The 12717-nt window shown below is 65.3% G+C and carries 13 protein-coding genes; 4 read left to right on the forward strand and 9 right to left on the reverse strand.

Annotation, left to right across the window (positions count from 1 at the left end; translation table 11 throughout):
- Positions 1–14: 14 nt before the first annotated feature.
- From alkB to PAN31117_RS00735, 5 genes are all read right to left on the reverse strand, one after another.
- Positions 15–674: a DNA oxidative demethylase AlkB gene (alkB, locus tag PAN31117_RS00715; RefSeq protein WP_150736513.1), complete on the reverse strand. Its 660-nt coding sequence runs from the start codon at positions 672–674 to the stop codon at positions 15–17.
- 26 nt (positions 675–700) lie between these two features.
- Positions 701–1432, reverse strand: coding sequence for a 2OG-Fe(II) oxygenase (locus tag PAN31117_RS00720; RefSeq protein WP_150736514.1), 732 nt, complete (start codon positions 1430–1432; stop codon positions 701–703).
- On the reverse strand, positions 1429–2547 hold the full coding sequence (gene ada, locus PAN31117_RS00725; protein ID WP_150736902.1) for a bifunctional DNA-binding transcriptional regulator/O6-methylguanine-DNA methyltransferase Ada: 1119 nt from the start codon (positions 2545–2547) through the stop codon (positions 1429–1431). The genes PAN31117_RS00720 and ada overlap by 4 nt, the downstream gene beginning before the upstream one ends.
- A 187-nt stretch (positions 2548–2734) precedes the next feature.
- Positions 2735–3724 carry a CopD family protein gene (locus PAN31117_RS00730; RefSeq protein ID WP_150736515.1) on the reverse strand — a complete coding sequence of 330 codons (990 nt, stop codon included), beginning with the start codon at positions 3722–3724 and terminating at the stop codon, positions 2735–2737.
- Positions 3724–4143 (reverse strand): copper resistance CopC family protein, encoded by a 420-nt coding sequence (locus PAN31117_RS00735; protein ID WP_150736516.1) that lies wholly within the window; start codon positions 4141–4143, stop codon positions 3724–3726. The genes PAN31117_RS00730 and PAN31117_RS00735 overlap by 1 nt, the downstream gene beginning before the upstream one ends.
- Before the next feature lie 599 nt (positions 4144–4742).
- Between PAN31117_RS00735 and PAN31117_RS00740 the strand changes: the two genes are divergently transcribed.
- Positions 4743–6008 (forward strand): GTP-binding protein, encoded by a 1266-nt coding sequence (locus PAN31117_RS00740; protein WP_150736517.1) that lies wholly within the window; start codon positions 4743–4745, stop codon positions 6006–6008.
- A 4-nt stretch (positions 6009–6012) separates the two neighbouring features.
- Positions 6013–6507, forward strand: a complete 495-nt coding sequence (locus PAN31117_RS00745; RefSeq protein WP_150736518.1) for a 6-pyruvoyl trahydropterin synthase family protein — start codon at positions 6013–6015, stop codon at positions 6505–6507.
- Positions 6508–6683: 176 nt separating this feature from the next.
- Here the strand turns inward: PAN31117_RS00745 and PAN31117_RS00750 are convergent, their stop codons facing one another.
- Positions 6684–7403 (reverse strand): pirin family protein, encoded by a 720-nt coding sequence (locus tag PAN31117_RS00750; RefSeq protein WP_150736519.1) that lies wholly within the window; start codon positions 7401–7403, stop codon positions 6684–6686.
- Positions 7404–7782: 379 nt separating this feature from the next.
- On the opposite strand from PAN31117_RS00750, the gene PAN31117_RS00755 reads away from it, so the two are divergent.
- Complete coding sequence (locus tag PAN31117_RS00755) at positions 7783–8652, forward strand: PhzF family phenazine biosynthesis protein (protein WP_150736520.1); 870 nt, start codon at positions 7783–7785, stop codon at positions 8650–8652.
- 15 nt (positions 8653–8667) lie between these two features.
- Complete coding sequence (locus PAN31117_RS00760) at positions 8668–9252, forward strand: IMPACT family protein (RefSeq protein WP_150736521.1); 585 nt, start codon at positions 8668–8670, stop codon at positions 9250–9252.
- 52 nt (positions 9253–9304) lie between these two features.
- Here PAN31117_RS00760 and PAN31117_RS00765 read toward each other — a convergent pair whose 3' ends face one another.
- The 3 genes from PAN31117_RS00765 to PAN31117_RS00775 are packed head-to-tail and all read right to left on the reverse strand — an operon-like array spanning position 9305 to position 12656.
- Complete coding sequence (locus PAN31117_RS00765) at positions 9305–9835, reverse strand: cupredoxin domain-containing protein (protein WP_246188858.1); 531 nt, start codon at positions 9833–9835, stop codon at positions 9305–9307.
- The gene (locus tag PAN31117_RS00770) at positions 9832–11178 is read right to left on the reverse strand and encodes a multicopper oxidase family protein (RefSeq protein WP_150736522.1); all 1347 of its coding nucleotides are present in this window, start codon (positions 11176–11178) and stop codon (positions 9832–9834) included. Before PAN31117_RS00770 ends, PAN31117_RS00765 begins: the two co-directional genes overlap by 4 nt.
- Positions 11175–12656, reverse strand: coding sequence for a TolC family protein (locus PAN31117_RS00775; RefSeq protein WP_150736523.1), 1482 nt, complete (start codon positions 12654–12656; stop codon positions 11175–11177). The genes PAN31117_RS00770 and PAN31117_RS00775 overlap by 4 nt, the downstream gene beginning before the upstream one ends.
- Between the last annotated feature and the right edge of the window lie 61 nt (positions 12657–12717).

Consider the following 12717-nt stretch of genomic DNA (forward strand, 5'->3'; position numbering starts at 1 on the left):
GGGGATTAACCAGATCAGCGCGCCTGCCGGAACGTGAGGTTGAAACGCACGGCCTGCGCGTCGAAGCTGCCTTCGACGCTTGCAATGCCGTGATAGACGAGTCGCGAGGGCCCTCCCCAGACGACGACGTCGCCCGGCTCCAGCCGCACGCGCCGCGTGCGGTCTCCCCGTTGCAGGCCGCCCCACAGAAAGACCGCGGGCAAGCCTAGTGAGACGGACACGATAGGTGCGCCCAACTCGCGTTCGTCGCGATCCTGATGCAACGTCAGTCGCGCGTCGAGCGTATAGCGGTTGATAAGGCATGCGTCGGGCGAGAAGTTACGATATCCGGCGGCTTGGGCCGCATCGCTTGCGAGCGAGACGAACGAAGCAGGCATCGCAGGCCACGGCTGCTTCGAGAGCGGATCGTGCGTGCCGTACCGATAGCCCATCTTGTCGCTGATCCACCCTACGTCGCCGCAATTGGTCATGGCGACCGACATCCGCTTGCCGCCCGGCGTCAACCAGTGACGCAACGGAGCCTGCGCAATCACCGCATCGATATCCGTTTGCAGCGTCGCCAGACGCGCGCGTGCAAAGCCGCGCAATACAAACGCGCCCGGGCCGAGTTCGTCGGCGTGGCGGGCGTTGGTGGTGCCGTCGTCGGCATCGTTGCCGAAGAGGTCGAGCGTCATGGTGATGTCATGGGTGCCGGAGGATGTCAGGTGGCGTCGTGCAGGATCACGCCGAGCGTGTGGCGATGGCCGCTGCGCACACGGCTCACGCCGTGCCGCATGTTCACGCGATATACGCCGCGTGTGCCGTTCACCGGCCGGTGATGTACGGCGAAGACGACCGCGTCGCCGCGCGTAAGCGGTACCACTTCGGCACGCGACTGCATGCGCGGGCGTTGCTCCGTCAGCACGAACTCGCCACCGGTGAAGTCCTCGCCGGGTTGCGACAGCAGAATCGCCACCTGTAACGGGAAGACATGCTCCCCATAGAGATCCTGATGCAGGCAATTGTAGTCGCCTGCTTGGTAACGCAAAAGCAACGGTGTCGGGCGGCGCTGACCTGCGTCGTGGCATTGCGCGAGATAGGCGCGATGCGTCGGCGGATAGCGTGTGTCAATCCCCATGACCTTGTACCAGCGGTGCGCAATGTCACGCAGCGGCGCGTAGAACGCTTCGCGTAATTCGGCAACAAGCGACGGCAGTGGGTAGGCGAAGTACTGGTATTCGCCTTGTCCGAATCCGTGACGCGCCATCACGATCCTGCTGCGAAAGCGTTCGGATGTGGGTGTGGTTCCGGTGCGTCCGTTCGTCTCTCCGTACATGGCGCACAGGTTCGCGCACTCGTCGACATTCAGCAGATTCGGAATGAGCGCCGCGCCGAAGGCGTTCAGTTCGTCTTCCAGCGCGGCCCAGTCGAGCGACGCCAAGCGAGCGCTCACAGCTTCACCTTGGCAGAACGATTGTCGCTGTCGTGTCGGTCGCCACGTTCCTCATGCTCGTGCACGAGCAACGCGCGTTTGCGCTCCACGCCCCAGCGGTAGCCCGATAGCGCGCCGTCGTTGCGCACGATCCGGTGACACGGAATCGCCACTGCGAGCGTGTTGGACGCACACGCCTGCGCCACGGCACGGACTGCACGCGGTGAGCCGATGCGCTCGGCGATCTGTGCGTAGCTCGCGGTCTCGCCAGCGGGCACATCGCGCAACGCTTGCCACACGCGCTGCTGGAACGCGGTGCCCCGAACATCGAGCGGCAACGACAAGCCGATGTGCGGCGATTCGACGAAGCCGACCACCTGCGCGACCCAGCGCTCGAACTCGGCATCTGCGCCGACGAGTTCCGCCTTCGGGAAACGATCCTGCAATTCACGCACGAGCGCGTCGGGATCGTCCCCCAGCGAGATCGCGCAAAGACCGCGCGAAGTTGCTGCCACCAGCAGTGCACCGAGCGAGCATTGGGCCACGGCAAAGCGGATCGACTCGGCCTTGCCGCCCGCGCGGAAGGCCGCAGGTTTCATGCCGAGCAAGGCGTCGGCACTTGCGTAGAAGCGGCCGTTGGAGTTGAAGCCAGCGTCGTAGAAGGCCGACGTAACGCTGTCCGCCTCGGGTAACGCGTCGCGCACCCGTTCCGCGCGGCGGGCGTTCGCGTAGCCACGTGGCGTGACCCCCGTCACCGAGCGAAAGAGCCGGTGAAAGTAGTGCTGGCTGAGTCCGGCCTCAGTGGCGAGCGTTTCGAGCGACGGGGGCACCTCGGCTGCTTCGATGCGGCGGCAGGCGGCCGTTACCAGCGCGGCATGACGCGCGTCGAGCGCGCCCTGGTCGGGCTTGCAGCGTTTGCAGGGACGAAAGCCTGCACGCTCAGCCGCCGCCATATCGGTGTGAAAAGCGACGTTCTCGCGGCGAGCCAGTCGCGCACCGCACGACGGACGGCAAAACACGCCGGTCGTACGCACGGAGTAGAAGAACTCGCCGTCCGCCTGTTTGTCGCGCGCCACGACGGCGGCCCACTTCGCCTCGTCGGTCGCATAGCGGGACGTCTCCGGACTCGTGCGCATATCCGACGGCCCGCCGTGCGAGGCGTCGTTGTCGTGCGGGTCGCGGTGCTTGGGGGACGGGCGTTTGGCGGTCATAGGGTAGAAGTGCATCACAAGGATCTCCCGAGGGCTGATAACTGGCTTTCAGTCTAGGGAGACGGTCGCGATGCTGCGCTCCGTTTCTTGCTATCGAATTCGAAGTCCTTCGTCAGACGCCCGGCGGCATGGTCGTGCCCAGCTTCGCGGCGAAACTCATCACCATCACCAGCACGAGGGCTTCGATCGCGACCACGCGTGCGAACGCGCTCGTATCGAGCGTCGTGTCGCCGGTGTCGAGCGCCAGACGCGGCAGGAAGTGCCAGCGGTTCCACGCGCCCAGCAACGCCGCACACGCGACGAGGACCAGTTTTGTGATCAACCAGGCCAGATAAGGGGCATTCTGCTCGCTGAACCAGAGCGACGCATTCTCACCGAGCGTGCGCCACGCGTTGAACGTGCCGGTGACGAGAGCGACGAGCATCGCCAGCGTGGCGACCGACGACAACCGTTCGCCATAGGCGGCCCGCGCGCCGACGGGCCAGTGACGCCAGCCCGGGATCACACATCCGGCGACCAGCACCACGCCCGTCCACGATGCTGCTGCCGCCACGTGCAGCGTATGCACGCCGATGGCGAGCCAGGGCATTGACGCGTCTGCTGCGTGCCCCGTGCTCGCGCGCGCCAGCGCAAGAATCGCGGCACCGGCGGCATACACCCACCGGCCATAACGTTCCTGAAGATGTTCGCGACGATGATGCCGATCGCGCGGATCGTCGGCAATCGGCATGACGGCGCGCAGACGCCGCCGGGCTTCGTACCATGCCCACGCGCCCGCGCACAGCAGTGCTGCACCGAACCCGGCGACCCACTGTGCGCGCCCGAAATGCGTCTGCGTAAGCACGACCCACACGTCGCTGAACATCGCCGACGAATCTTCCCAGTCGCCGCCCGTCATCGCTTCGGTGCTTGCCAGCACATAGGCGATCCAGGCGAGCACGGCCAATCCGGCTGCGAACGCCGGTAGCACGCGCCGCGTGAGGCCACTACGCACCGCGTGCGGGCTGCGCAGCAGCAACACACCGAGAGCCAGCGCCAGCGCGAGATTCAGCAAGCCCGCCGTGGCGGGCTGCCAAGTGCCGGCGGCCAGATCTGCCGGCATCACTTCACGGTGAACTTGAAGCTGCCTTGGGTGCGGTGGCCGTCGCTCGCCACGGCCACCCAGTTCGCCTGATATTCCCCGGCGGCGAGTGTCGGGACGGCAAGCGTGAGGGTCTTGCGGGCGGCATCGAGTTCGGGCTTCGCCTGCGTGACAGCGTTGCCCTTGGCGTCGACGACGGTGAGCTTCGAGAGCGCGCCTTCGAGGGCCGAGTCGAACGTCACGCGCACCGACTTCGGCGCCTGGACGGTGGCCTGTGCGGCAGGTTCGCTCGACGCGATGTGCGCGTGCGCCCAGACCCCTTGCGACAGGCTGGCCAGCCCGATGACGGCCGCAACGGTGAGACCCTGCGTCGTGCGACGCAGCGCGCCGGTTGCGCGACGGGCCTGAACAGCGGAGGAAGCGATTTTGGAAGTGCGCATATCGAATTTGGCTAAAGAGACGGAAACAATGCGGTCACCCGGCTGCAGTGGCGCGCGAGAATTACCGAACTGCGCGAGCCGACCGTCAGGGGCAATGGCGCGTGAAGCGCGCCGCTCGCGCAGTATCGCAGACCTTGCAGACAGGCGCAGCGGCCCGTCGGTTCCAGCGCCGGACGCCTTGCACGGCATCGTGTCGCGCCTTTCCCGAGTCGATGCCGAGTCAGTGTCGAGTCCATCTCGTGTGGGGTGTGCGGGCGAATGTCCGGAAAGAAACTGTGAGTTACGTGCAACTGAGTTGCAAAACTGGAAGACTCGCCGTATCATCGCGCCATATTGCAACTTGGTTGCATTTAATCGGCTGCCGAGTTGGCCACGCGATGTCCGGTGAATGGCTGGCATCGCCAAGAATGCGCGCTGACGCGCCTGCGAACAGCGTGACGCTGCGCCGGTCCCCCCGACGGCGTGCGCCAGCGGCGTCACGCTTCGCCGTACCGGTCAACCCAGGCACCGGTGCGGCGGCACCCGCCTCCAGTGGGGCGACGTCGGCGCGCATCCTTCGGGCGAACACCTGCCCCACAAGACCACAGGACTTTGTTGTCATGACTCACCCTCTCTCCCAAACCGGCGCTGTTACCGCTGTCGTCGATGCTGATCGGCGTCTGCCCGTCACCGTCCTTTCCGGATTTCTCGGCGCCGGTAAAACCACGCTGCTCAACCATGTGCTGCGCAATCGCGAGGGCTTGCGCGTGGCGGTCCTCGTCAACGACATGAGCGAAGTCAACATCGACGCGTCGTTCGTCGAGCGTGGCGCGAGCAACGCCGGAGCGGCCCTCTCGCGCACGGAAGAACGCCTCGTCGAGATGAGCAACGGCTGCATCTGCTGCACCTTGCGCGAGGACTTGCTGATCGCCGTACGTGAACTCGCGCAGGACGGTCGCTTCGACTATCTGCTGATCGAATCGACGGGCATTGCCGAGCCGATGCCGGTGGCCGCCACGTTCGAATTCCGCGACGAAGCGGGGCAGTCGCTTGCCGACATCGCGCGTCTGGACACGATGGTGACCGTCGTCGATGCCTTGCACGTGCTGAAGGACTTCAACGGACTGGACACGCTGGCGCAACGCGGTGAAGTTGCAGGCGATGAGGACGAGCGCCGTCTCGCGGAGCTGCTGACCGAGCAGATCGAGTTCGCCGACGTGGTCGTGGTGAGTAAGGTGGATTGCGTCGACGCGTTGCAACTCGATGCTGTCAAGGCACTCATCACCGGCCTCAACCCGTCGGCCAAAATCGTGCTGGGCGAACGCGGTCAGGTGCCGCTGAACGAAGTGCTGGGCACTGGCTTGTTCGACCCCGTGCGCGCGGAACAAATGGCGGGTTGGGCGCAAGCGCTCGTGGGCGAACACGCTTCCGAAGCAGATACGTACGGCGTGACGAGCTTCGTGCTGCGTCAGCGCGAACCGATGCATCCGGCGCGTTTCGCGGCGTTCATGTCGATGCCGTTCGACGGGCTGATTCGCGCAAAGGGCTATGTCTGGGCGGCGAACCGTCCGGCATGGGCGCTCGCGTATTCGCGTGCGGGCAATACGGCGACGCTGGAGTCGGTCGGCCAATGGTGGGCTGCGGCCGATCCGGACTTGTGGCCGCCTGTCGGCGATCCGCAACGCACGGCTATCGAATCGAACTGGGAAGCACCGTGGGGCGACCGCATCAACGAAGTGGTGTTCATTGGGCGCGATCTGGACCGCGACGCCATCGAGAAAGCATTCCGTGATTGCCGCCTGAGCGCCGTTGAACTCGCGCAGGGCGACAAGGCGTGGCGTGACGACGAACACGCCTTGCCGCTGGAAATGGCCGACGAGGCGTGAGCGCATGAGTCGTACCCATGCAGAGAAGCCCGTAGCGGCACGCGAGCGCGCGCTGAAGCGAACGCCTGAATCGTCAGAACGGAGTGCGCGCACGCATACCACCCCCGAGACGCGAGCCCAGTTCACGTTGTCGCGCAGCTTTGTGTTCGAGGCGGCGCACACACTGAACCGCCGCGACATTGATCCGCCGAGCATGGATGCAAGTCGTCGCATCCACGGGCACAGCTATCGCGCGACGGTGGAAGTGACCGGCGCGCCGATGGGCGAGTCGGGCATGGTGCTCGATCTGGCGCAACTCGACGCTGCCCTCACGCGCGTGAGCGAGCGCCTCGACCACCGTCTGCTGGACGATGTCGCCGGGCTCGGGCCCGCGACGTTGGAAAATCTCTGCGCATTTATCTGGCGCGCACTCGCGCCGCATCTCGTGGGGCTGTCGCGCGTCACCGTCAGTCGCGATGCGCGCGGCGACGCCTGCTCGCTCTCCATGCGCGAGGCGTGAAGCACGCGTGCTTGTCGACGCGCGTCCGCATTCGTCGACATTAGAAAAAGATGCGACCGGCACCGTGAGGTACCGGCCGCGTGGGCACCGAGGGAAGGCGGTGCCCAGGGTGTGGCGCACGGCGGGAAGCTGCCCGTACGCTACGACCACTGTTGCCGACCAGGCCGGACTGCACCTTAAAAGTCAGGCGTTTCCACCGGACGCAGGTCGAACACAAGCACTTCGGCGTTGTTGCCGCCGGATAGCGTGAGTGCCGTCTCATCGCGCACTCGCACACCATCCCCTTCACCCAGCGCCACACCGTTTACGCTCACGCTGCCGCGTGCAACGTGCACGTAGGCGTAGCGGTTCGGCGCGAGCGTCAGCGTGGCCGATTCGTCACCGTCGAACAGCCCGGCATACACGCGCGCATCCTGATGGATGTGCAGCGAGTTGTCGCTGCCGTCCGGCGAGATGATCTTGCGCAACTGGCCGCGCTTTTCTTCCGCCGTGAAGCGTTGTTGCTGATACTCCGGCGCGATGCCCGTCTGGTTCGGCACGATCCAGATTTGCAGGAAGTGCACCGAATCGGTCTTCGAGTGGTTGAACTCGCTGTGCGCCACGCCGCGTCCTGCGCTCATCAATTGCACGTCACCCGGCTCGATCACGGAACCCGTGCCCATGGTGTCCTTGTGTTCGAGCGCGCCTTCGAGCACGTACGAAAAGATCTCCATGTCGCGGTGTGGGTGCTTGCCGAAGCCCTGTGCCGGCGCCACGCGGTCGTCGTTGATCACCAGCAGGTCGGAGAAGCCGACTTGCTTCGGATCGTAGTAGTTCGCGAACGAGAACGTGTGGTGCGAGTTCAGCCAGCCATGGTTGGCAACGCCTCGGTCTGCAGCTTTTCTGATGTCCAGCATGATGGGCTCCTGTCACTTCTTCGTTAGGTTAGGAGGCTGTGTTGGCCTCGATGAATGACATTTTAGAGTCCCCGTTGAGAACCACAATCCGTCTGATTTGAGAATTATTGTCTCTTTTTGGTTGTCAATTGAGGGCGGCCGATCCGACGTATTTTCCGCCCGGACATCAGACGATTCCGAACGCAGGGGGTACAAAACACCGAAAGTGGGCGTGAGCGCAGTGCGGGCCGCCCGTGCTGTGGCGCGATGTGCGAGACTACGAGCCTTCTTTCGAAAGGCCAGACGACCGGCCAACCGGCGGCGGCCCGCGCTCACGAAGCATGGGCGGCCGTGCAAATGTTCGATTCCGTCACGATCCACCTCTTACTGGAGCATCGCCATGAGTCGCAGTTACGCATTCCGTATCGTCAATGTCTTCGCCGAATCCACGTTCGGCGGCAATCCGCTGTGCGTGTTCGAAGACGCCCGCGGCATGAGCGACGACGAGATGCGATTGCTGGCGCGTCAGTTCAACCTGTCCGAGACGACGTTCATTCTTCCCTCGGAGACGGCTGACGCTCATGTGCGCATCTTCACCCCCGGCTACGAAATGCGTTTCGCGGGCCATCCGACGCTAGGTACCGCGCACGTGCTGCGTTCCCTGCGCGGCCTGGGCGATAACGTCACGCTGCAGTTCGCCGCCGGTCTGGTGCCCGTGCAGGCGCAAGGTGACCACTGGACGCTGACCGCGCCGTCGTCGGGCGAGCCGAAGATCCAAAAAGCCGCCGAAGCGGATTCGGATATCGCAGCGCTCGTGCGCCTGAGCCGTGACGATCTGGCGCAATCGCCACAGTGGGTCGATACCGGGGCAGATCAGTTGCTGATTCCGGTGCGCGATGCCGACGCGGTTGCACGCGCCCAGCCTGACAGCGCCAAACTGGAGCGCTGGCCGCTCTCGAGCCTTGAGCGCAAGACGGGCTACGTGTTCTCCATCGACGACCGCCAAGGCAACGAGTTGCAGGTTACGGCACGTTACTTCTTCACCACGCAGGGAGGCGGTGTCAGCGAGGATCCGGGCACGGGTTCGGCATGCGCCAATCTGGGTGGCTGGCTGATCGGGCAGGGCTATCCGTTGCCTGTGCGCGCGCGCGTGTCGCAGGGCGACGCCATCGAGCGTGCGTGCCGTCTGACGCTCGAAGTCACGGCGGATCGCGAGATTCGTGTGGGCGGCAACGTCATCGAAATCGCGCGTGGCGAGGTCACGCTGTAAGGGGAAGATCGTCGTATGTACGCTTTGGCAGCACCGGTGGAGACCGAGCTGGAGATCAGAAAGAGCCGGTTTATCGGCATCGTTATGCCTGTGGCGTCGCGCGAAGCGGCCATGCGCGAACTGGACGCACTGCGGGTGCGTTATCCGAACGCCACGCATTACTGCTGGGTGCTGTTGTGCGAGGGGGCGTCGGGTTTCGACGACGACGGCGAGCCGGGAGGCACCGCCGCCAAGCCGATGTACAACGTCCTCATGCACAAGGGACTGGCGAATGTGTTCGCGGTCGTGGTGCGCTACTACGGCGGGATCAAGCTGGGCGCGGGCGGGCTGACGCGTGCGTACGGACAAGCGGTGAGCGAAGCGCTAAAGCTCGCAACGCTCACCGCCGTCGAACCGACGGTCGAACCCCGTTACCGTTGTTCGTTCGCCCACGAGGCGACGCTGCGCCGGTTGGCGGAGCGTCACGCCGCCGAGGTGCTCGACGTCGCTTACGACGACGCCGTCACCCTGCGCCTGCGGCTCAAGGTGCGCGATGTCGAAGCGTTCGAAGCTGACGCCACCGAAGCGCTCAGCGGTGGCCTCGTGCGAAGCGACGACTGATGAGGTGGCTCGCCATCACTGGCTTTCGCTCACCGTCGCTTCCCATCGTGCATTAGCGAACGTTCACAACCCCTCGCATGCCTGCTTCGAAGTGCCCCGGCTCAAGGCAGGCGAAATCCACCGTACCGGCTTGCGTGAAGTGCCACACGAGCGTCTTGCGCTGACCGGGCTCGACCGTCACCGCGTTCGGCTCGGTGTGGGTCATGCCCGGCATCTGCTGCATCATCTTTGCGTGCTCAGTGAGCGACGCCGCCGTGCCCAGCGTCAGTTCGTGACGGATCTTGCCGTTGTTGGTGACGACGAAGCGCACCGTGTCGCCACGCTTCACGGTCAGCGTGGCCGGTGAGAAGCGCATGGTGTCGCGCATGTCGACGTCGACCGTGCGGGTGGCCTGCGCGTCGTTACCGGGCTCACCGATCGCGGCCGCTTCGCTGCTGTGCCCGTGCTGCATGTGCATGGCGTGCGGGTCGTCGGCTATCGCGCTCAGACTGAGCAAGAGCGTAGCGGCACCAAGGACCAGAGGGGCGGCGACCGAGCCGTTGAAGCGCGCGGCGACGCGCGAAGTGAAGTGCGGACGAATCATGATTTGACTCCGGTTTTGCCTGCGCTTGCGGGCGGGCGATGGGTAGAGGGTAACGCTGAAGTGCTGCCTTGCCACGGACTTGCGACGGTGCCGCGTGGCGCGCGATACCAGCCAGGATCGCGATAGCTGTCGCGCGGCAGGTCTTGCCGCACTTTGAGGGTGGTGAACATGCCACCCATTTCGATGGGACCATAGGGACCGGTACCCGTCATCATCGGCAGCGTGTTTTCGGGAATTGGCATTTCCATGCCGCTCATCGATGCGCCGGTTTCGCCCATCGCCATGTAGTCGGGAATGATGCGGGCGATCTTTTTCGCGATCTCGCGCTGATTCACGCCGAGCATGGTCGGCACGTCGTGACCCATCGGATTCATCGTGTGGTGCGACTTGTGACAGTGGAAGGCCCAGTCGCCGGGTTCGGTGGCGTCGAACTCGATAGCGCGCATCTGTCCGACGGCCACGTCGGTGGTGACTTCCGGCCATTGCGCGGTGGGCGGCACCCAGCCGCCGTCGGTGCCTGTGACCTTGAACTCGTGTCCGTGCAAATGAATCGGGTGATTCGTCATCGTGAGGTTGCCGATCCGAATACGCACCCTGTCCCCCTGACGCGCCACCAGCGGATCGATGCCCGGAAACGCACGGCTATTCCACGTCCAGAGATTGAAGTCCGTCATCTCGTTCACGCGCGGCGTGCGCGTGCCCGGGTCGATGGCGTAGGCGTTGATGAGGAACACGTAGTCGCGATCGACTGGCAGGAACGACGGGTCTTTCGGATGCGTGACCCAGAAGCCCATGAGGCCCATGGCCATCTGCATCATCTCGTCGGCGTGCGGGTGGTACATGAACGTGCCGGGGCGCTTTGCTTCGAACTCGTAGACGTAGGTCTGGCCCGGCGCGATGGCACGCTGGTTGAGACCGGCAACACCATCCATGCCGTTGGGCAGGCGCTGGCCGTGCCAGTGCACGCTCGTGGCCTCAGGCAACCGGTTCGTCACGTAGAGACGAACGCGGTCACCCTCGACAACCTCGATGGTCGGCCCCGGACTCTGACCGTTGTAACCCCAGAGATTGGCCTGCATGCCGGGTGCAATTTCGCGCACCACGGGTTCGGCGACCAGGTGGAATTCCTTGACGCCGTTGCGCATGCGCCACGGGAGCGTCCAGCCGTTGAGCGTGACGACCGGGCGATAGGGGCGTCCGTTGGGCGGGGCGAAGGGTTTGGCGGTGCTGGCGTCGCTGCGGGTGGCGGCGTCCGGCAGCGCTGCGAGGCTGGTGCGTTCGACGGCCGCCGCGCCCACGACGGCGAGGCTGGCGTCACGCAGGAATCGTCGGCGCGAAGTCATGCGCTATCTCCGTGTTGATGAGCTTGATGTGATGGAGCCGGCTGCACGGGGGCAGGCGGTGTGGCGGGTGCTGATGGCGCAGCGGACGAGGGCGATGCGCCCGGCGTAGAAGGCTCCGTCTGCGAGTGCGATGGCGACGATTCGGGCATCGCGCCGCCGAGACTCTCGCGAAATGCTGCGTCGGCCAGCCAGTAACCGGACGTCGCGTCGATGTAGCCAAGGACCGTGTCGCGTTGCTCGCGCGCGTCTGTCAGCAAGTCGAAGACACTGGCGAGCATGCCGTTGTAGCGCAGCAGCCACTCGTCTGACACGCGCTGACGCATCGGCAGAATGGTCGTGCGGTAGTGCTCTGCGATGTCCCACGCAGCGAGCGTCTGCGCGCGACGTGTGCGAACGTCCGCGCGTGCGGCAACGGCCGTGTCGGCCAGATGGTCGACGCTCTGGCGATAGCGCGCTTCGGCGCCGGCGACGCGTGTCGAGCCCCAGTCGAACAGCGGCACTTCCAGTGAGATCTCATAGCCGCGCTCGCTGGGAGATCCCGTGGCGCTGTTGTTGCGATACGCCGTGTCCAGCACGTTGACGAAGCGCGTAACGCGGGTCAGGCCGAGGTCGCTCGCGGTCGCATCGAGCGCAGCGCGTGCGGCACGCACGTCGGCACGTTCGCGGATCGCCTGCGCTTCGGCGTCGGACCATGCGGGGCGGGTCGCGGGTAAGGAGGGCAGACGTTGCGGCAACGTGAAGCTCAGTTGCTGACCCCAGAGGCCCATTTGCCGTGCGAGCTGTTCGCGTGCCGCGTTCGCCTGCTCGCGGGCGCGTGCGAGACGCGCGGCCGTATCGGCGTAGACAAGGTTCTCCTGCGTGCGCCGCATGGCGCTGAAGTTGCCTGCACGCGCCATGCCGTCGGCGAGTTCGCTGGCAGCTTGTGTGGCGAGGCTCGTCTGCTCAAGGATCTGCACGCGTTCCTGTGCGGCAACGGCGTCGATCCATGCGCGGCGCGTGAGCGTCGCCTGCTCGACGATCGCTTGCGTCACCTGTGCCTGCACCTGCGCGAACCGACGCGCTTCGACACGCGAAGCGAGCGGCATCGTCAGGACACGGACGAAGTCGATGCCCCACGTGCGCTCGATGCCGACGTCGCCACCGCCTTGCACGCGCTGAAAGGAGAAGCGGGGATTGGGCAGACGTCCCGCCTGAACGAGCGAGGCTTCGGCAATGCCGAGTTCAGCGTACGTCGCATGCAAGCCGCGATGGTTCAGCAGCGTGAGCTGGACGGCGGTGTCGATATCGAGCGAGCGTGCCAGCAGCGCGTCGCGTTGTTTGGCGAGCGCTTGTGCAGCGGCATCGTCGCGTGCCCAGACGGCCGATTTTCCGAGGCGCTGCTGCGTAGCGTCGGCGACCGGGGCAAAGCCGCCGTCGTCGCTGAACGTTGCGCAACCGGACAGCGCCAGTGCGGCAATCGCGGCGATGATCAGCGGCATCCGACGTCTGCGACGAGCCGTATGGGCAACGCGACGATGCGGCGGGGATGCTTTGGCGTCG

It is taken from the genome of Pandoraea anapnoica (assembly GCF_902459765.1).
Classification (GTDB): domain Bacteria; phylum Pseudomonadota; class Gammaproteobacteria; order Burkholderiales; family Burkholderiaceae; genus Pandoraea; species Pandoraea anapnoica.

Bases quoted from the DNA above. Each gene is read 5' to 3' on its own strand.
- alkB (WP_150736513.1), bottom strand. From the start codon at position 674: ATGACGCTCGACCTCTTCGGCAACGATGCCGACGACGGCACCACCAAC.
- ada (WP_150736902.1), bottom strand. From the start codon at position 2,547: ATGCGCACGAGTCCGGAGACGTCCCGCTATGCGACCGACGAGGCGAAG.
- PAN31117_RS00730 (WP_150736515.1), bottom strand. From the start codon at position 3,724: ATGCCGGCAGATCTGGCCGCCGGCACTTGGCAGCCCGCCACGGCGGGC.
- PAN31117_RS00735 (WP_150736516.1), bottom strand. From the start codon at position 4,143: ATGCGCACTTCCAAAATCGCTTCCTCCGCTGTTCAGGCCCGTCGCGCA.
- PAN31117_RS00740 (WP_150736517.1), top strand. From the start codon at position 4,743: ATGACTCACCCTCTCTCCCAAACCGGCGCTGTTACCGCTGTCGTCGAT.
- PAN31117_RS00745 (WP_150736518.1), top strand. From the start codon at position 6,013: ATGAGTCGTACCCATGCAGAGAAGCCCGTAGCGGCACGCGAGCGCGCG.
- PAN31117_RS00750 (WP_150736519.1), bottom strand. From the start codon at position 7,403: ATGCTGGACATCAGAAAAGCTGCAGACCGAGGCGTTGCCAACCATGGC.
- PAN31117_RS00755 (WP_150736520.1), top strand. From the start codon at position 7,783: ATGAGTCGCAGTTACGCATTCCGTATCGTCAATGTCTTCGCCGAATCC.
- PAN31117_RS00760 (WP_150736521.1), top strand. From the start codon at position 8,668: ATGTACGCTTTGGCAGCACCGGTGGAGACCGAGCTGGAGATCAGAAAG.
- PAN31117_RS00765 (WP_246188858.1), bottom strand. From the start codon at position 9,835: ATGATTCGTCCGCACTTCACTTCGCGCGTCGCCGCGCGCTTCAACGGC.
- PAN31117_RS00770 (WP_150736522.1), bottom strand. From the start codon at position 11,178: ATGACTTCGCGCCGACGATTCCTGCGTGACGCCAGCCTCGCCGTCGTG.
- PAN31117_RS00775 (WP_150736523.1), bottom strand. From the start codon at position 12,656: ATGCCGCTGATCATCGCCGCGATTGCCGCACTGGCGCTGTCCGGTTGC.